The sequence below is a fragment of the Clostridium sp. JNZ J1-5 genome (assembly GCF_053901425.1).
The window spans coordinates 1,028,393-1,045,587 of sequence record NZ_CM132773.1 but is presented as its reverse complement, the minus strand read 5'-3'; the positions used below and the strand labels follow the sequence as shown (position 1 = coordinate 1,045,587).

General features: G+C 31.1%; 17 protein-coding genes. 11 read left to right on the top strand and 6 right to left on the bottom strand.

Annotated features, from left to right (window positions below):
• Positions 1–142: 142 nt before the first annotated feature.
• The 6 genes from ACWW38_RS05040 to ACWW38_RS05015 all read left to right on the top strand — a co-directional run bounded on the left by ACWW38_RS05040 (position 143) and on the right by ACWW38_RS05015 (position 7,080).
• Positions 143–1,177, top strand: coding sequence for a LacI family DNA-binding transcriptional regulator (locus ACWW38_RS05040; protein WP_456259716.1), 1,035 nt, complete (start codon positions 143–145; stop codon positions 1,175–1,177).
• A gap of 337 nt (positions 1,178–1,514) precedes the next feature.
• On the top strand, positions 1,515–2,183 hold the full coding sequence (gene deoC, locus ACWW38_RS05035) for a deoxyribose-phosphate aldolase (protein WP_456259715.1): 669 nt from the start codon (positions 1,515–1,517) through the stop codon (positions 2,181–2,183).
• A gap of 38 nt (positions 2,184–2,221) precedes the next feature.
• Entirely contained in the window at positions 2,222–3,394 is a 1,173-nt protein-coding gene (locus ACWW38_RS05030) for a phosphopentomutase (protein ID WP_456259714.1), read from the top strand.
• Between the two features lie 32 nt (positions 3,395–3,426).
• Entirely contained in the window at positions 3,427–4,245 is an 819-nt protein-coding gene (locus ACWW38_RS05025; RefSeq protein ID WP_456259713.1) for a purine-nucleoside phosphorylase, read from the top strand.
• A gap of 42 nt (positions 4,246–4,287) precedes the next feature.
• Complete coding sequence (locus ACWW38_RS05020) at positions 4,288–5,613, top strand: pyrimidine-nucleoside phosphorylase (RefSeq protein ID WP_456259712.1); 1,326 nt, start codon at positions 4,288–4,290, stop codon at positions 5,611–5,613.
• Positions 5,614–5,859: 246 nt separating this feature from the next.
• Positions 5,860–7,080 (top strand): NupC/NupG family nucleoside CNT transporter, encoded by a 1,221-nt coding sequence (locus ACWW38_RS05015; protein WP_456259711.1) that lies wholly within the window; start codon positions 5,860–5,862, stop codon positions 7,078–7,080.
• 102 nt (positions 7,081–7,182) lie between these two features.
• Here the strand turns inward: ACWW38_RS05015 and ACWW38_RS05010 are convergent, their stop codons facing one another.
• Positions 7,183–8,067 carry a DMT family transporter gene (locus tag ACWW38_RS05010; protein ID WP_456259710.1) on the bottom strand — a complete coding sequence of 295 codons (885 nt, stop codon included), beginning with the start codon at positions 8,065–8,067 and terminating at the stop codon, positions 7,183–7,185.
• A gap of 280 nt (positions 8,068–8,347) precedes the next feature.
• Here ACWW38_RS05010 and ACWW38_RS05005 point away from each other — a divergent pair, with 280 nt between their 5' ends.
• Entirely contained in the window at positions 8,348–8,578 is a 231-nt protein-coding gene (locus ACWW38_RS05005) for a DUF3892 domain-containing protein (protein WP_456259709.1), read from the top strand.
• A gap of 62 nt (positions 8,579–8,640) precedes the next feature.
• On the opposite strand, the gene ACWW38_RS05000 is transcribed toward ACWW38_RS05005, so the two are convergent.
• The 3 genes from ACWW38_RS05000 to trxB are packed head-to-tail and all read right to left on the bottom strand — an operon-like array spanning position 8,641 to position 10,381.
• Positions 8,641–9,168, bottom strand: a complete 528-nt coding sequence (locus ACWW38_RS05000) for a peroxiredoxin (RefSeq protein WP_456259708.1) — start codon at positions 9,166–9,168, stop codon at positions 8,641–8,643.
• Positions 9,169–9,203: 35 nt separating this feature from the next.
• On the bottom strand, positions 9,204–9,440 hold the full coding sequence (locus tag ACWW38_RS04995; protein WP_456259707.1) for a glutaredoxin domain-containing protein: 237 nt from the start codon (positions 9,438–9,440) through the stop codon (positions 9,204–9,206).
• Between the two features lie 5 nt (positions 9,441–9,445).
• A complete protein-coding gene (gene trxB / locus ACWW38_RS04990) occupies positions 9,446–10,381 on the bottom strand; it encodes a thioredoxin-disulfide reductase (protein ID WP_456259706.1) in 936 nt (311 codons plus the stop codon).
• Between the two features lie 396 nt (positions 10,382–10,777).
• Between trxB and ACWW38_RS04985 the strand changes: the two genes are divergently transcribed.
• The 4 genes from ACWW38_RS04985 (at position 10,778) to mnmA (ending at position 14,674) form a co-directional block, all read left to right on the top strand.
• Positions 10,778–11,047: a hypothetical protein gene (locus ACWW38_RS04985; protein ID WP_456259705.1), complete on the top strand. Its 270-nt coding sequence runs from the start codon at positions 10,778–10,780 to the stop codon at positions 11,045–11,047.
• Between the two features lie 208 nt (positions 11,048–11,255).
• The gene (locus ACWW38_RS04980) at positions 11,256–12,233 is read left to right on the top strand and encodes a YceG family protein (RefSeq protein WP_456259704.1); all 978 of its coding nucleotides are present in this window, start codon (positions 11,256–11,258) and stop codon (positions 12,231–12,233) included.
• A gap of 241 nt (positions 12,234–12,474) precedes the next feature.
• Positions 12,475–13,515, top strand: coding sequence for an AI-2E family transporter (locus tag ACWW38_RS04975; protein ID WP_456259703.1), 1,041 nt, complete (start codon positions 12,475–12,477; stop codon positions 13,513–13,515).
• A 43-nt stretch (positions 13,516–13,558) separates the two neighbouring features.
• Positions 13,559–14,674 (top strand): tRNA 2-thiouridine(34) synthase MnmA, encoded by a 1,116-nt coding sequence (gene mnmA / locus ACWW38_RS04970; RefSeq protein WP_456259702.1) that lies wholly within the window; start codon positions 13,559–13,561, stop codon positions 14,672–14,674.
• A 223-nt stretch (positions 14,675–14,897) separates the two neighbouring features.
• On the opposite strand, the gene ACWW38_RS04965 is transcribed toward mnmA, so the two are convergent.
• Positions 14,898–15,641 carry a polysaccharide deacetylase family protein gene (locus tag ACWW38_RS04965; RefSeq protein WP_456259701.1) on the bottom strand — a complete coding sequence of 248 codons (744 nt, stop codon included), beginning with the start codon at positions 15,639–15,641 and terminating at the stop codon, positions 14,898–14,900.
• A gap of 33 nt (positions 15,642–15,674) precedes the next feature.
• Positions 15,675–16,856 carry an amidase domain-containing protein gene (locus ACWW38_RS04960; RefSeq protein ID WP_456259700.1) on the bottom strand — a complete coding sequence of 394 codons (1,182 nt, stop codon included), beginning with the start codon at positions 16,854–16,856 and terminating at the stop codon, positions 15,675–15,677.
• Positions 16,857–17,195: the final 339 nt, after the last annotated feature.

The following is a 17,195-nucleotide window of genomic DNA, read 5'->3' as shown; positions in this document are numbered from 1 at the left end:
GTAATTTTCAAAGGACATATTTTATATACTAATATTGAAATGGATAAGAAAATAATATATTATAGTTATATAGAAGAATATATGAAACCGTTAACTAGATTTTAATGGAAGCGGTTCCCTTAATTAGTAAGGAGGAGCAGATATGTCTGTTACAATAAGTCATATTGCTAAAGAAGCGGGGGTATCCCAAACTACTGTTTCAAGAGTTTTAAATAACTCAGAATCTGTAAAAGAAGAAACTAGAGAAAAAGTATTAAAGGTAATAAAGGAATTAAATTATACTCCTAGCGCTATAGCAAGAAGTTTATCTACTAGCAAAACAAATACTATAGGTGTTGTTGTTCCGGATATAAACAATCCGTTTTTTGGAGAAGTAATAAAGGGTATTAGTGAAGAAGCAGACAAGCACGATTTAAATATAATACTTTGTGATACTAATGATTCATTAAATAAAGAATTAAAGGCGCTTAAATTACTAAAGGAACAAAGAATTCAGGGAGTAATAATAACTCCAAATTCAGTAGAAGACGAATTTAATGGAGAGTATTTAAAGATACTTGAGAATTTAGGAATACCAGTTATTTTGCTAGAAGGTGAAGTTAAATATTCAAATTTTAGTGGAGTATTTATTGATAATATAAAGGGAGGCTATCAAGGGACAGAAGCACTTATAAAGGCAGGACATAAAAAAATAGCCATTATAACAGGTCGTATAAAAACGTTATCCGCAAAGAATAGATTAGTAGGATATAAGAAAGCATTAGCTATGAATAATATTGATATAGATGAAAAATATATTTTTTATGGAGACTATAGGAGAGAAACTGGATACAGTATTGCAAAACAGATTATGAATATGGAAGATAGGCCTACTGCAATATTTGTAAGCAGTAATTTGATGACATTTGGAGCTATTAAAGCTATATACGAAGAAAACTATAAAATACCTGAGGATATAGCAATCATGGGTTTTGATAATATAGATGTTCTAGATATTATAGGAATGAATATAAGCTATGTTAATGGACCTTCAATGGAAATAGGGAAGAGAAGTTTAAGAATGCTTATGGAAGGTTTAGACAAAAGCAAACATAAGGAAATGGAAAAAGTTACTCTTATGCCGCAGCTTATTTTGAAGGGATCAGAAAAATATATACCAGAAACTCAAGAAACTTAATAGATAGTAAGATATGTTTTAAAAATTGTTGATGCCATAAATAATTTATCCAACAATTTTTAAAACAGATTTTTAATAGTAAATGAAAGTTTTAAACTTAATGTAAGCGGTTCCAAGATTCGAAGTATGAAATAGCAGTATAAAAGGTAAGTGAAATTAGAAAAATAATTAGAGGTGCTTATAAATAAATTCATCAATTAATAGAGATCTAATGTATTTTTAAACTTTAAAAGTTATTAGATAAATTTTAAAGTTATTATTTTATATAAAATAAAATGCTAAAAATAATATTTTATGTTTAACGCAAAATATAAGGAAAATATAAGGAGAGGATAAAATGAAACTAGAAAAGTATATAGACCACACATTATTAAAACCAGAGGCTACAGAGGCAGAAATAATAAAGATTTGTGAAGAGGCTAAAAAGTATGATTTTGCTTCAGTATGCGTAAATGCATATTATGCTTCCCTAGTAAGTAGAGAATTAAAAGGAACTGACGTTAAAACTTGTGTTGTAGTAGGCTTCCCTCTTGGAGCAACAACTAAAGAGGTAAAAGCTTTTGAAACAAAGCAAGCTATTGAAAACGGTGCACAAGAAGTAGATATGGTAATTAACGTAGGGGCTTTAAAGGCTAAAAAATATGATGAAGTTAGAGAAGATATAAAGGCAGTTGTTGAAGCTGCAAAGGGAAAAGCACTAGTAAAGGTTATACTTGAAAACTGTCTTTTAACAAAAGAAGAAATAATAAAAGCTTGTGAATTATCAAAAGAAGCTAGAGCAGATTTTGTTAAGACTTCTACAGGATTTTCAACTGGTGGAGCAAAAGTAGAAGATGTTAAATTAATGAGAGAAACTGTGGGACCAGATATGGGAGTTAAAGCCTCAGGAGCAGTTAGAACAAGAGAAGATGCAGATGCTGTAATAGCTGCAGGAGCTAATAGAATAGGAGCTAGTGCATCAATAGCTATAGTTGAAGGAAGCAAAAGCCAGGCTACTGGATACTAAGATTATAAGGACTACTAGCAGATGGAGGTGTAAACAAGGTGATAGATAGAGTAATTTGGATAGTACTAGACAGTGTAGGTATGGGAGCATTGCCAGATGCACATAAATACGGAGATGAGAATAGTAATACAATTGGGAACATATCAAAAACAGTAGGGGGATTAAATCTTCCAAATATGGAGAGATTAGGCCTTGGAAACATAGAAGAAATGGTTGGTGTAAATAGAGTAGAAAATCCAATAGGCTGTTATGCTCGTTTTAGTGAATTATCTAATGGAAAGGATACGACTACTGGACATTGGGAGATGGTAGGAATAAATTCAGAACAACCTTTCCCAACATACCCTAATGGATTTCCAAGGGACTTAGTAGAGACCTTTGAGAATTCTGTAGGAAGAAAGATTTTAGGAAATAAAACAGCTTCAGGTACTGCTATATTAGATGAGCTTGGAGAAGAACATATGAAAACTGGAAAGCTTATCGTATATACTTCTGCAGACAGTGTATTTCAAATTGCAGCCCATGAAGAAATTGTTCCACTTGAGGAACTTTATAAAATATGTGAAACTGCTCGTAATATGTTAGTTGGAGAACATGCAGTAGCTCGTGTTATTGCAAGACCATTTGTTGGAGAGCCTGGAAACTTTACTAGAACTCCAAATAGAAGAGATTTTTCATTGGTGCCGCCTTACAACACTGTATTGGATAACTTAAAGAGCAGCAACTTTAACGTTATGGCAGTTGGCAAAATTGAAGATATATTTTCAGGAAAAGGAGTTACAGAAGCTGTTCATACAAAAGACAATATGGATGGAGTAGATAAGACTTTAGACTACATGAAAGAGGATAAAAAAGGACTTATTTTCACAAACCTTGTAGATTTTGATATGAAGTGGGGACATAGAAATGATGTGGAAGCTTATGCAAAAGGACTTGAAGCTTTTGATAAGAGACTTCCAGATATAATAGGGGCAATGAAGGATACAGATATATTATTTATAACTGCTGATCATGGCTGTGATCCTACTACATCTGGCACAGACCATAGCAGAGAATATGTTCCTTTCTTAGCCTATGGAAAAGCACTAAAAGAAAATTTAAACTTAGGAACAAGAAAAACTTTTGCGGATATGGGTCAAACAATTGCTGAAATCTTTTCAGTTGAACCAATAAGAGTAGGTGAAAGTTTCTTTAAGGAAATAACTAAGTAATTACTGAACAAATATTGAAGGGAGCCATAAAAATGAATTTATATAACAACATAAAAGAAGCTGCAGATTACATCCTAGAGAAAACAAAAGTTAAGCCAGAAATAGCTTTAATATTGGGTTCAGGTCTTGGAGCTATTGCAGATCAAATAGAAGATGCAGAATACTATGATTACAAAGACATACCACACTTCCCAGTATCAACAGTAGAAGGTCATGCTGGAAGACTTGTAATTGGAACATTAGAAGGTAAAAAAGTTGTAGCAATGCAAGGTCGTTTCCACTATTATGAAGGCTACGCAATGAAAGAAGTAACTTTTCCAGTAAGAGTTATGAAGCTTTTAGGTATTTCAAAGCTTATAGTTACTAATGCAGCAGGTGCTGTAAATGAAGGATATAAGCCAGGAGACTTAATGTTAATATCAGATCATTTAAATCTATCAGGAGATAATCCATTGATAGGAAAAAATTTAAATGAATTTGGAACTCGTTTCCCTGATATGTCAGATATTTATGACAAACAATTAAGACAAAGGGTAAAAGAAATTGCAAAATCATTAGGAGTAGAGCTTAGAGAAGGTGTTTATGCATGCATGAGCGGTCCTACTTATGAAACACCTGCTGAAGTTAAAATGGTACGTATACTAGGTGGAGATGCAGTAGGTATGTCAACAGCTCCAGAATCTATAGTTGCTGTCCACAGTGGAGTTAAAGTAATTGGTATTTCATGCATGACAAATATGGCAGCAGGAATACTAGAACAACCACTAAACCACGAAGAAGTTGTGGAGACATCTGCAAGAGTTAGAGAAACATTTATAAAACTTATGAAACAAATAATAAAAGAAATCTAACATCTAAAACCTACAGCCTAAAAGAAAGGGGAGGTAATGTAAATGAGAATGTATGACATCATAATGAAAAAAAGAAATGGTGGAGAGCTTACAACTGAGGAAATTAATTTCTTTGTAGATGGATATACAAAGGGAGAAATTCCAGATTACCAGGTATCAGCTCTTATGATGGCTATCTACTTTCAAAAGATGAATAAAAGAGAAACAGCTGCCCTTACAAAAGCAATGGTAGAAAGCGGAGACGTTGTTGATTTATCAGCAATAGAAGGAATAAAGGTAGATAAACACAGTACTGGTGGAGTTGGAGACACTACAACATTAGTACTTGGACCAATAGTAGCTGCAGCTGGAGTGCCAGTTGCTAAAATGTCTGGAAGAGGACTTGGACACACTGGTGGTACTATAGATAAACTTGAATCATTCCCAGGTTTCTCAGTAGAAATGCCTATTGAAAAGTTTATAGAAAATGTAAACGAAAAGAAGATAGCAATAGGAGGTCAAACTGCTAATTTAGCTCCAGCAGATAAGAAGCTTTATGCCCTTCGCGATGTTACTGCAACAGTAGATAATATGTCATTAATTGCTGGAAGTATAATGAGTAAAAAGATTGCTTCAGGAGCAGATGCTATTGTACTTGATGTTAAGACAGGAAGCGGAGCATTTATGAAGGATGAAGACAGCTCTTTTGCATTGGCACAGGAAATGGTTGATATAGGAACCCACGTTGGAAGAAACACAATTGGAGTAATAACAAACATGGATGAGCCACTAGGCTTTGCTGTAGGTAATGCCCTTGAAGTACAAGAAGCTATAGATACATTAAAGGGAAGAGGACCTTCTGATCTTACTGAGCTTTGCTTAACATTAGGTTCTCATATGCTTGTATTAGGCAAAAAAGCTAATAGTTTTGAAGAAGGAAAGAAGATTCTTCAGGATATAATTAATTCAGGAAAAGGCCTTGCAAAACTAAGAGAATTAGTTGAAGCTCAAGGAGGAGATTCTAGATTCGTAGATGATCCTTCATTATTCCCTAAGCCTAGTATAGTAGAGGCTGTAGCATCTCCGCAGGATGGTTATGTAAAGGGGATAAAGGCAGATGATATAGGGATAGCTGCTCTTGTTCTTGGTGCAGGACGTGAAACGAAAGAGAGCTCAATAGACCTATCTGTAGGAGTAGTTCTCCATAAGAAGATAGGAGATGCTGTGAAAAAAGGTGAGGCAATAGCAACTATATATGCTAATGATGAAAACAAAAGAAAGCAATCAGAAGAAATAATTTTAAAAGCATATAGTATTGTAGAAGAAAAAGTTGAACCAATAACATTAATAAAGGGTATTGTAACTAAGGATGGAATAACAAAGTTTTAGAGTAAGAGCATTTCAATATTAAAAACAGCCTAGGTAGGTAAAGCTGTTTTACCTACCTAGTATTTCTGACTAAGAAAAATATGGATTTATAATTATGTAAAATAGAATTTATAAGCTGAGTAAAATATGAAATTTATGCGCTAGTAGATGGTAAAATTTATATATTAAGTAAAAAATAGGATTTATAAAATAACGATATAATTAAAAAAACATACTAAAGATAAAAAGATAGTAAGGAGAAAAATGATGAATAGACTAATTGGATTAATGGGTTTGGGTATAATATTATTAATAGCCTATTTATTGTCAAACAACAAAAAGAAAATAAATTGGAAATTAGTAGCTATAGGAATTGGATTACAAGTTGTATTTGGTATTTTAATATTAAAGTTTCCTCCAGGAAGAGTAGCTTTTGAAGCTGTTGGAGGGGTAATTAATAAGTTATTAGATTTTACTAGAGAAGGTTCAGCATTTTTATTTGGAGATTTAGTTAATTCAAATAAAATGGGAGTGATATTTGCATTTCAAATATTGCCAACTATAGTGTTCTTCTCTGCCTTTATGAGTATTCTATATTATTTAGGAGTAATGCAGTTAATAATTTCAATACTAGCTAAAGGAATTGCGAGACTGCTTGGAACTAGCGGTGCTGAAACATTATCGGCAGTAGGAAATATATTTCTTGGGCAAACGGAAGCTCCATTATTAATTAAACCATTTATAAGGAAAATGACAAAATCAGAATTGTTAACAATTATGATTGGCGGTATGGCAACAGTTGCTGGTGGAGTAATGGCTGGATATGTAGCCATGGGAGTTAGTGCTTCTTACTTATTGGCAGCAAGTATTATGGCAGCACCAGGTGGATTAATTATTTCAAAAATAATATTCCCAGAAACAGAGACTCCAGCTACAAAGGATAAATTAGATATGGAACTTGAGTCACAAAGTTCAAACATTATAGACGCTGCAGCAACAGGTGCCAGTGAAGGCTTATCTCTTGCATTAAATGTTGGTGCAATGTTACTTGCATTTATAGCATTAATAGCTGTTGTAAACTCACTAATTGGATGGGTTGGTGGAATTTTTGGATTTACTAACTTAAGTCTTGGATGGATTCTTGGCAGAGTATTTGCTCCTCTAGCTTTTGTAATGGGAATACCTACACAAGACATTATAACAGCTGGAGATTTATTCGGAACAAAAGTAGTCCTAAATGAATTTGTTGCCTATGCTAGGTTTGCTCCAATGATAAAGAGTGGTGCATTACATCCAAAGACAGTAGTTATATTAACTTATGCTCTTTGTGGATTTGCTAATATAAGTTCTATAGGGATACAAATTGCAGGAATAGGTGGCCTTGCTAAGGAAAGACGTCAAGAAATTGCAGAGCTTGGAGTGAAAGCATTAATAGGTGGATTATTAACCACATGTATGACTGGAACTATAGCGGGAATATTAATGTAAGGCTATTTTAAGAGAGGGTTGATTTCGTATAATTATAAAGTGGTACTGACAGATAACTTGTCAGTACCACTTTAATTATTTATTGTAAAATTACAGGTTGTCCTACTTTGTAAATGTAAAAGAAGTATTTATAAGAACTCCAACTATTATAAATATACCTGCTACTATTTGCACTGGACTTACTGTGGTTTTTAATATTAATAAAGATAATATCATTGAAAATACAGGCACTAAATTGTAATAGAGATTTGTCCTCATAGGGCCTATTTTCTTTATGGATATCTGTTGTATTAAATAGCCGCAAGTGGAAGCAAATAGAGCCATGTATAATACTGAAAGCCATCCTTTCATATCTGTATTACCAATATAAGTAGCTGGGTTTTCCCAGATTAGAGCTGGAATTAAAACTACAATTGTCATGGCGAATACATAAGTTGTTACTTTAATAGGAGAGTATTTTTTCAGCATTTTTTTGCTTAATACTGTATATAGAGCCCAAACTATTACCGCAACCAGCATGTAGAGGTCTCCAACGTTAAAACTAAGAGTTTTCAAAATTCCAAGATTTCCTTTAGTTATAACTACTATTATTCCTAAAAAACATACTCCTATTGCTATTATATTTTTAGTAGTAAGTTTTTCATTTAGGATTATTACTGAAAATATAGTTGTAGCTATAGGGTTTATAGCTGCAATTAAAGAAGAATTTATAACACTTGTGTGTCTAAGAGCTGAAAAAAAGAAAACATGATATCCAACCATACCAACTATGGCTAGCATAGTTATATACCAGATATCTCCTTTATGTAGCTTCATATTTTCTCCGCTTAACTTCATAATTGGAAGCATAAATATAAATGCAAATAAAAATCTAAACAAAGTCAATGAAAATGGAGGAAATTGAACTGTAGAATAATTTCCTGCTATAAATGCTCCTGAAAAAAAGAATACTGCAATTAGCATCATATACTTTTCTAATTTTTTCAATCTAAATTGCCCCCTTATTTAAGTCATTTACACGCTATTAAATTATAACATTTATTATTAAAAATTACATGTGTAAATTGTAAAAATAATAAATTAAAACTTAAATAAGGGTATTAAAAACCCTATATAAAATATAAATTTAGGCTGTCAGCAAATAAATTTGTTGGCAGCCTTTAGAATATAAACAATAAAAAATAGGTAAAATAAGAAAAAATGTAATTATAGATTATATGCATATTCTAAGTTTTAATTCAGATAATAGTAACAAGGAGGGGATAAAATGAGTGATAAAGCAAAAATAATTAAGGTAAAGAAAAATTCTCATGGAGACATCACTGATGTTATGACTGATAATGGCAATGTTTATGCTATAAATGATGCTATAATGATGGCAAGAGATGGCGTAATAGAAGGAGTTAACGTAGGCAGAGCTAAAAATGGAAGAGAATATTTAAGAAGTAACCCTAATGGAAGTGAAAATGACAATCTAGATAATATGGAAACTTTCTAAAAATAAAGGTCAGCAATTAATGCTGACCTTAAATAATTTAATGATTTAAAGGGAGTAATATATTAAAGATTTGATTGACCTTCTTCCCAGTTAACTGCACATAGTCCTCCAGTCTTAAACGCCTTTAAAACTCTTAAAGTTTCATCTACGCTTCTTCCAACATTAAGATCATGAACTACAGAATATTTAACATTTCCTTCAGGGTCTATAATGAACAATCCTCTTAGAGAAATACCCTGTTCAGTAATATATATACCATATTTTTCAGCAACTGTTCCTGTTTTATCAGAAGCTATAGGAAATTTAATATTTCCAAGTCCGCCTGGTTGTTCAATCCAAGCCTGGTGAGAGTATTCACTATCACAGCTTACTGCAAGTACTTCTGCACCTTCTTTTACAAATTCATCATATCTTGAACTGAATCCAGTTATTTCTGTTGGACATACAAATGTAAAATCAAGTGGGTAGAAGAACATAACTAACCATTTGCCTTTATAATCATCAAGTTTTACCTCTATAAACTTTTTTCCATCTCCAGTGACTGCATTCATTTTGAAGTCAGGAGCTTTTGTTCCTACTAATCTATCCATATTTAATCCTCCTATAAGTTTTTTTAGTTTTCTGCTTAGCTTTTGCAAGTTGTAATAGCTTCATCAATTGCAGGTTGATCAAAGCCAAGAATTACATTTCCACATACATTTAACACAGGGACACCAGATTGACCAGAGATTTTAAACATCTCTTCTCTTCCCTGTAAATCTGTAACAACATTTATATCTTCAAATTGAATATTCTTAGATTGTAAATAAGACTTTGTCTTTTTACACCATGGACAAGTTGGTGTTGAATATACTTTTATCATAATAGCTATTCCTCCTTATTTGTTATAAATCTCTCAGCCATTAATGCTGCGATTGTTCCATCTGCTGTAGCCGTAGTTATCTGTCTAAACTTTTTGACTCTAATATCTCCAGCAGCATATACTCCTTTTATATTAGTTTTCATATTTTCATCAGTAGGAATATATCCCCACTGATCTAGTTTTATAAAATCTTTAAATAAATTTGTTGCAGGTTCTCTGCCAATGAATACAAAGATTCCATCAGTTTTTATTTCTGAAATTTCTTTTGTCTTAATATTTTCAATGGATACAGCTTCTAATTTGTCATTTCCTATAGCGTGACGTACTTCACTGTCCCATATAACTTTTACTTTTGGATTATTTAGCAATTCATCTTGGTTAGCTTTATTTCCTTGGAAATTATCAAACTGATGAACTAGTGTAATACTCTTTGCATATTTGGTTAAGAATAAGGCTCCTTCTAAAGCTGAATTTCCTCCGCCTACAACTACTACATCTTTTCCCTCATACATTGCACCGTCACATAGTTCACAGTAGTGAATTCCGTTACCGTGAAATTTTGATTCTTCAGGAACAGGAAGCTTTCTACTTTGAGAGCCAGCAGCTATTATTACTGCCTTAGGTTTATAAATTTTATTTTGAGTTTCTATTGTTTTTTCATTATCAGAAAGGTTAACAGAAACAATTGGATCAAATTCATCTATTTTAGCTCCAAGTTGTACAGCTTGAGTTTGCATTTTAGTAGCTAGTTCCTCTCCGCTGATACTTGTAAAACCAGGATAATTTTCTATTGTATAAGTTCCTATAATCTGTCCGCCTACTATTTCATTTTCAAGTACTATACTGTTAAGTTTAGCACGAGTTGCATATATAGCAGCAGTCAAACCTGCTGGACCAGAACCTATGATAACTAAATCAATATTTTCAACTTTTTTTTCCATACTTAACATCACTTCCTCAATAAATCCTATATTATTAGGGTATGTTTTAAATAAATATTGATTTTTATATTTATTTAAAACATCTCTAAAGTTATAATTACTCAAAATACTATTTAAAATACTTTAAGAATAAAGTATTTTGGGTAATTTATATGCATCAGTTACATCTCTTGGGATTATTATATAATATCTATTATATGATAGTCAATACTAATTGATAACTTTTATCGATTATAAATTTTATATAGATAAATTTACAATTATCTCAATAAATTGTGGATAGAAATGCTAATCTTAAAACAGCCGTTTATTTTAGTTAACTTTGAAGATACTAATTATAGGTTGTATTTAGGCAAATTTATATTAAATATAAGTGATGTTGGGAGGAAATAAGTTATGGTAAGTATTGAAGATGTAGCTTCTATAATTAAAGAAATAGATTGTCCAGAAGATAAGTTGAAAACCAAAATTGTAAAAGCTTATGATGGATATCAATATAATGGAGAATCAGAGGTTATTATAGATAGAGCCGAAGAGTTAGATAAAGATGAATTAAAAGCTTATAAAACATATGTAAATAAGGCTGGCTCTCCAACTATTATTGTTATGGTTGATGAAGGAGCAGATAACTACGTTACAACAGTTGAAGAGGTATATTTAGCATAAATAGAATTTTTATCTAAGATAAAGCTTTTGCCAGCAAATATTGCTGGCTTTTATGATTTTTTATAAAATATTTCTAATGTGATTCTAATCTAAGTTTAACTTTATTTTATCTAAATTAAATGATAAAATTAGTTGAAGCCTAGATATACTAAAAATTAGTAAAATCAATATTTTTCCAAGTAAGTATGGAAAGGTGGAAAATATGTCTATGGAAAGTTGTAATAAAACTAATGAAAGTAATACTATGAATCAGAGAACTGAGACTCAAGCTTATAAAATAAATGAAGAGTTGATGGAGATACTACATGATAAAGAATCAGGGTGCTATAAATCCTGGCAATTTGTTAATTATAAGGTTCATGTGGACACCTTAAAGACTACCTATGATGAAATAGTATTATGGGGTAATCAGGAATCAATGATAAGGCCAGGATGGAAGATAGGTAACAATGAAATAACCATTCCTAACTTATTTTCTAAGGTTAATGGAATTCATGAAGATGTAAAGTTATATAGAGAAGAAGTGAATAAGCTTGTTGAAGATGAAGATACTCTGTTCTTTAAAAGATTTCCTCTTTATAAAAATAGATTTAAAAAATCTGTAAGCAAAGCTTATTTCCAAATGTTGAACTTAGATGGAGAAATGAAGAAGGAAACATTATTAACATCTGAATATTGGAATTATAAAAAACTAAGTCCTGTTTTACAAGAAGCTATAGCAGATAGAATAGTAGAATTTTGTAAAATACCAGACTTTTGGAAACACAAAAACTTTAAAAGTAGAATTAGATTAACCATATTTAATAGGCTTATTGATCTTGCTCTTTTAGTTTTCAATAGAGAAGCAAGAGACGAAAGACTTATGAAGATATCTATATTTGCTGTTTTAACAAATTTAGATAAAGAACTAATTGAATTATTGAGAGATTTTGATTATCCTATGAAAGTTCCTAAAATAGTTATCTATAATAATAATAAAGGAAGACATATGACTTTTGCTGATGCAGTTATATTAATGTTTATGAATTCTATGGGAGCTGATATAGTGATATATAACCCAGCAGGAGCAAGTGACATTGAAAACTATGTAAAAGAGGAATGTTATGATATTCACAGGTTGGAAGAAACAAGACAAAGCCTTCCCTATAAGAAGAATAATATATTCTACAGAATGTCTCGAAAATAATACTATTGAGTTTAGTAATAAATGAAAGTCCCTATAGCTTGGTATTAGTTATGAAAATTTATCTGATTTTTTAGGTATAAGGGAAGCAGAGTACTGCTTCCTTTTGTGGTTTAAATGAGGTAAGTTTTGGTTATAATCTTTTAATAAAATACATGCTAATATTGTTGCATTGTGTAGTTAGTTGTATTATTATAAATTTAAATTTTAAGGATTAAAAGATGAGAAAGACGGTGGGGGTAAAATGGTACTTTTAAAAGACTTATTTCAAAAGGAAACTACTAAAAAACTGTTAGCATTCTTTTTTATAATAGTTTTTTTCTATGTAACTAGATCTATACTAAATTTAGAGCTACTTACATTTTTATTTACATATTTAATATACAGTTTGCAGGAAATTATCCTTAAAGCATTAAGAAAGGTAATTCCAATTAAAAGAGTATTTGTAACTATAGCCTTATATACAACTTTATTTGTAATTATTGCTTTTATAATATACAAATACATACCTATAATGGTTAATCAAGTAGCTACTATAATAGATCAGATTTCAGATTTTAGCTTCAACTTCAACTATGAAAATAATAGAATAACAAAGTATTTGTTTTCTATGCTATCAGATATAGATATAGGCAAAAATTTGCAGACAGGCAGCGATTATTTATTACAAGTGGCTACTAATGCAGGAAAATTCAGTTTCAATATTTTTATTTCTTTAATTTTAAGTTTATTTTTTATTCTTGAAAAAGATGAAATCAAAGCTTTTATGAAAAAATTTGAAAGTAGTAAAATAGGTGGAAGCTATCATTATTTTAAGCATTTTGGAAAGAATTTTTTAAATTCTTTTGGAAAAGTAATGCAAGCTCAAATACTTATAGCATTTATAAACTCTCTACTTTCTGTAATAGCATTATGGATTATGGGATTTCACCAGCTATTAGGGCTTGGAATCATGATATTCTCACTAGGTCTTATCCCGGTAGCAGGTGTTATTATCTCTGTAATTCCATTATCAATCATAGCATTTAAAATTGGGGGAATAATGAAGGTTATATCAGTGCTAATAATGATTGCTATACTTCACTCATTAGAAAGCTATGTACTTAATCCAAAATTTATGGCGGTAAATACTAAACTTCCAGTGTTTTTTACATTTGTAATTTTAATTGTATCAGAACATTATATGGGTATATGGGGATTGCTATTAGGAATACCACTTTTTATGTTTATTCTTGATTTATTAGATGTTAAAGTAATTGAAGAAAAACAAGTTAGGAAAAAATAAGAATTTTACGTGGCAAGATTTTTATGAAAGGCTGTTGATATATATGAAAAAAGAACCAAAAGATATAAAGGTAGTTGTAGGAATGTCTGGAGGAGTAGACTCTTCTGTTACAGCCTTGTTACTAAAACAGCAGGGATACGACGTAATTGGAGTATTTATGAAAAACTGGGATGAAGAAGATGAGGATGGCAACTGTACAGCTACAGATGACTATGAAGATGTGGTTATGGTATGTAATCAAATAGGAATTCCATATTACAGCGTGAATTTTACAAAAGAGTATTGGGATAGAGTATTTACGTATTTTCTGGAGGAGTATAAGAAGGGAAGGACTCCTAATCCAGATGTAATGTGTAATAAGGAAATAAAATTTAAGGCATTTCTTGATTATGCACTGGAAGCTGGAGCAGACTACATTGCTACAGGTCATTATGCACAAGTTGATTATCTAGATGGAGAATACAGGATGCTTAGAGGTAATGATCCTAATAAAGATCAAACCTACTTTTTATGTGCTTTAGGGCAATATCAGTTATCAAGGACTATGTTCCCAATAGGACATCTCCCAAAGAAGGAAGTAAGAAAAATTGCGGAAGAGGCAGGACTTGAAACTGCTAAGAAAAAAGACAGTACAGGAATATGTTTTATAGGAGAAAGAAATTTTAACGAATTTCTAAGCAATTATCTTCCGGCTAAGTCTGGTGATATAAGAAATTTAGAGGAAGAAGTAATAGGAAAACATCATGGTCTTATGTACTATACTCTAGGACAGAGGAAAGGTCTTGGTATAGGCGGTAAAGGCACAGGAGAGCCTTGGTTTGTTGCAGAAAAAGATTTAGAAAATAATATTTTGTATGTTGCTCAAGGTGAAAATCATCCAAAATTATTTTCCTATGGACTTGAAGCGGTAAATGTGCATTGGGTAAGTGAGAAGGAAAAGCCTAACAGATTTAAGTGCACAGCCAAATTTAGATATAGACAAAAAGATCAAGGCGTTACAGTAATTAACCATGGTGATAAGTATATTGTAGTATTTGATGAGCCTCAAAAGGCTATTACTCCAGGGCAGGCTGTTGTTTTTTATGACGGTGAAGCTTGTCTAGGAGGAGGAACTATTGATGTTGTAATTAGAGATGGGAAGAATTTTATGAATAAGTAATAGTTAAGAGGGAATAGTTAAAAAATATAAGTGAAAATTTATTATTTAAGTAAGAACTAATAGGTAAAAAGTAAGAGTTCTTGAAAAAATTCTGCAAGGCTGAATTTTCCACCACAACTATTACTTCTTAGCTATTACCTATTACTTATTTAAGGATAAGGGATATAAAACACTTACTTTAGATGAATTTTAAAAAAATAGTACACTAGGCTAGTTTTGTGTACTATTTTTTTAGCCTATAGTAATATTCTTTAGTATTGTCAGTAATGGATTCAAACTTATAATCTAAACTTTTATAATATTCTATTATGCCTGGTAGAGCTTTTACTGTGTTAATATTATTGTAATTACAATGCATAAGTACTATTAATCTATTATAGTTTTCGTTGTACTTTTTAGCATTATTAATAAAGGTATTAACAGGAAGTGTAGGCCTTACACCATCCTCAAGATTTACATTCCAATCATAAACTTTAAAATTGTTTTCATGAAGTTCTTCTAACATGTGTTTAGTCATCCTACGGTAGCTTCCTCCGGGAAATCGTATAATGTTAGATTTATATCCGGTAACTTTTGCTACTTTATCTCTAGCTATGTTCATTTCTTTTATAAAATTATCTTCGCTTGAATAGACCTTTTTTATATTGTGAGAATAGGTATGAAGTCCAATGCTATGTCCTTCTTCATATATTCTACTGAGAATTTTTTCACGACCAGGTATTTCTTTTCCTACTACAAAAAAAGTGGCTTTAACATCATACTTTTTTAATATATCTAAAAGTTTATCTGTTATAACAGGACTAGGCCCATCATCAAAGGTTAAGTAAACTATTTTTTTATTCTTATCAATTGATATATTATCAACATAAGTCAAAGCTGAGGAATTTTGCACGTTAAATAGGGTAATTATAATAGTAAACAATAGTAAACACAGTTTACATTTAAACCTATTTTTCTTATTGTTCATAATATTCATCTTCCTTTTTTAATATTTGTGCAATTATCTTATATGAATCAAATGAAAATAAATTTTATTATCTCCCCATCCTAAATCCCAAGGAACATGATACCTTGATACTGTATGAGAGTTAACTAATGGATAACCATGAGAATCCCAACCAGTAATAACAGAAAAGTGATCTATGTTATTGCCTTTTGCATAGCAGATTAAATCTCCTAGCTCTAATTTTTGAACATATCCACAAGGATATCCGGGAACTCCTGATGTTACATCTTTAAAGGTACCTTTTTTAATCAGTGATCCTTTTCCGCTATATAGTAAATAGTGTCTAAAGGAATCTGCATTTACCCATGCCTGACTTCCTTCACTATTACCATAAATGTGATAAGAGCACCTCCAGGTTCCATCTTGTCTTAAACCACCTGCTTCCTTATCTCCAATAACTTGAGAAGCATAATTGGTACAATCTCCACCAGCACCTGTATAATTTCGATATTTTTTATTATGAGACAATTCATTTTCACTTCCCCAGGATACTCCACAATACTTATCTGCATATTCTACGGCTTTTAATCTATTATACCTTCCAGTAGAACTTCCATAATCTGTTTTAGGGCAATTTCCTAAGGAAAATATAGGCTTTGGATTAGTTTTATTCCTATCCATATTTTTTATTTCACCGGAATAAGCTTTAAGGGCATCTTCAAAGCAATCTAAATACCAATCGTTGTAGACTATTAAATTATCATTTTTGTTTGTTAAAACCATTGTATGATTTAAAGTTACGCCAAAAGAATTTGTAACTGGATTTTCATCCTTATCATACACGTAATCAAATTTATATATTTCATCAAATATTATTTTTGTTCCATTTTTACTAGAGGATATTTTTCTTACCTTCATAGCAGAATTGATATTAGTAAATTTCATTCCCCTTTGATAAGACCAATCATTCAAATATTTTATCCTCTTCACCTCATGTTCTAATGCCCAGATACCATATTTCTGAGATGTGTCAAAGAGCTCAGGTAATTTATCTAAAGTACCACTTATAATAGCTGCATTTCTCTGATTAAGTATATATGCAACACGCTCTTTTACTTTATCTTCATCAACTTTAGAAATTGCATTTACAGAGGAACTTGGAAATAGGCATAAAAGTGTATAGCTTAAAAAAAAGATGGCGATAAAAGTAAATAACTTATGCTTTTTATTTCTCATTTCAACAGACCTCCTAAATTAGAAACCGTAAAGTTAGCAGACAAATTTAGTATTCCCAGAAAGTTTAGATTAAACATTAAAAAATTAAATTCCCATTAAATAAAAATTTTTATTTTTTGTATAAAAGTTTTTATTACCTTAACTCTTAACTCTTAGCTCTTACTTCTTACCTAATCTGTAAATTCCAATTTAAAGAAAATTAATTGAAAATATATGGAAATTTGTGTATAATCTATCTGTTATGCCTGCAGAGCAAATAGAGCTGTGATTAAAAAAATTTCATATTATCAAGATAAACATATACTTTGTAAGGAATTTGTAACCTGATACTATTAAATT

Bases quoted from the DNA above. Each gene is read 5' to 3' on its own strand.
- ACWW38_RS05040 (WP_456259716.1), top strand. From the start codon at position 143: ATGTCTGTTACAATAAGTCATATTGCTAAAGAAGCGGGGGTATCCCAA.
- deoC (WP_456259715.1), top strand. From the start codon at position 1,515: ATGAAACTAGAAAAGTATATAGACCACACATTATTAAAACCAGAGGCT.
- ACWW38_RS05025 (WP_456259713.1), top strand. From the start codon at position 3,427: ATGAATTTATATAACAACATAAAAGAAGCTGCAGATTACATCCTAGAG.
- ACWW38_RS05020 (WP_456259712.1), top strand. From the start codon at position 4,288: ATGAGAATGTATGACATCATAATGAAAAAAAGAAATGGTGGAGAGCTT.
- ACWW38_RS05015 (WP_456259711.1), top strand. From the start codon at position 5,860: ATGAATAGACTAATTGGATTAATGGGTTTGGGTATAATATTATTAATA.
- ACWW38_RS05005 (WP_456259709.1), top strand. From the start codon at position 8,348: ATGAGTGATAAAGCAAAAATAATTAAGGTAAAGAAAAATTCTCATGGA.
- ACWW38_RS05000 (WP_456259708.1), bottom strand. From the start codon at position 9,168: ATGGATAGATTAGTAGGAACAAAAGCTCCTGACTTCAAAATGAATGCA.
- ACWW38_RS04995 (WP_456259707.1), bottom strand. From the start codon at position 9,440: ATGATAAAAGTATATTCAACACCAACTTGTCCATGGTGTAAAAAGACA.
- trxB (WP_456259706.1), bottom strand. From the start codon at position 10,381: ATGGAAAAAAAAGTTGAAAATATTGATTTAGTTATCATAGGTTCTGGT.
- ACWW38_RS04985 (WP_456259705.1), top strand. From the start codon at position 10,778: ATGGTAAGTATTGAAGATGTAGCTTCTATAATTAAAGAAATAGATTGT.
- ACWW38_RS04980 (WP_456259704.1), top strand. From the start codon at position 11,256: ATGGAAAGTTGTAATAAAACTAATGAAAGTAATACTATGAATCAGAGA.
- ACWW38_RS04975 (WP_456259703.1), top strand. From the start codon at position 12,475: ATGGTACTTTTAAAAGACTTATTTCAAAAGGAAACTACTAAAAAACTG.
- mnmA (WP_456259702.1), top strand. From the start codon at position 13,559: ATGAAAAAAGAACCAAAAGATATAAAGGTAGTTGTAGGAATGTCTGGA.
- ACWW38_RS04965 (WP_456259701.1), bottom strand. From the start codon at position 15,641: ATGAACAATAAGAAAAATAGGTTTAAATGTAAACTGTGTTTACTATTG.
- ACWW38_RS04960 (WP_456259700.1), bottom strand. From the start codon at position 16,856: ATGAGAAATAAAAAGCATAAGTTATTTACTTTTATCGCCATCTTTTTT.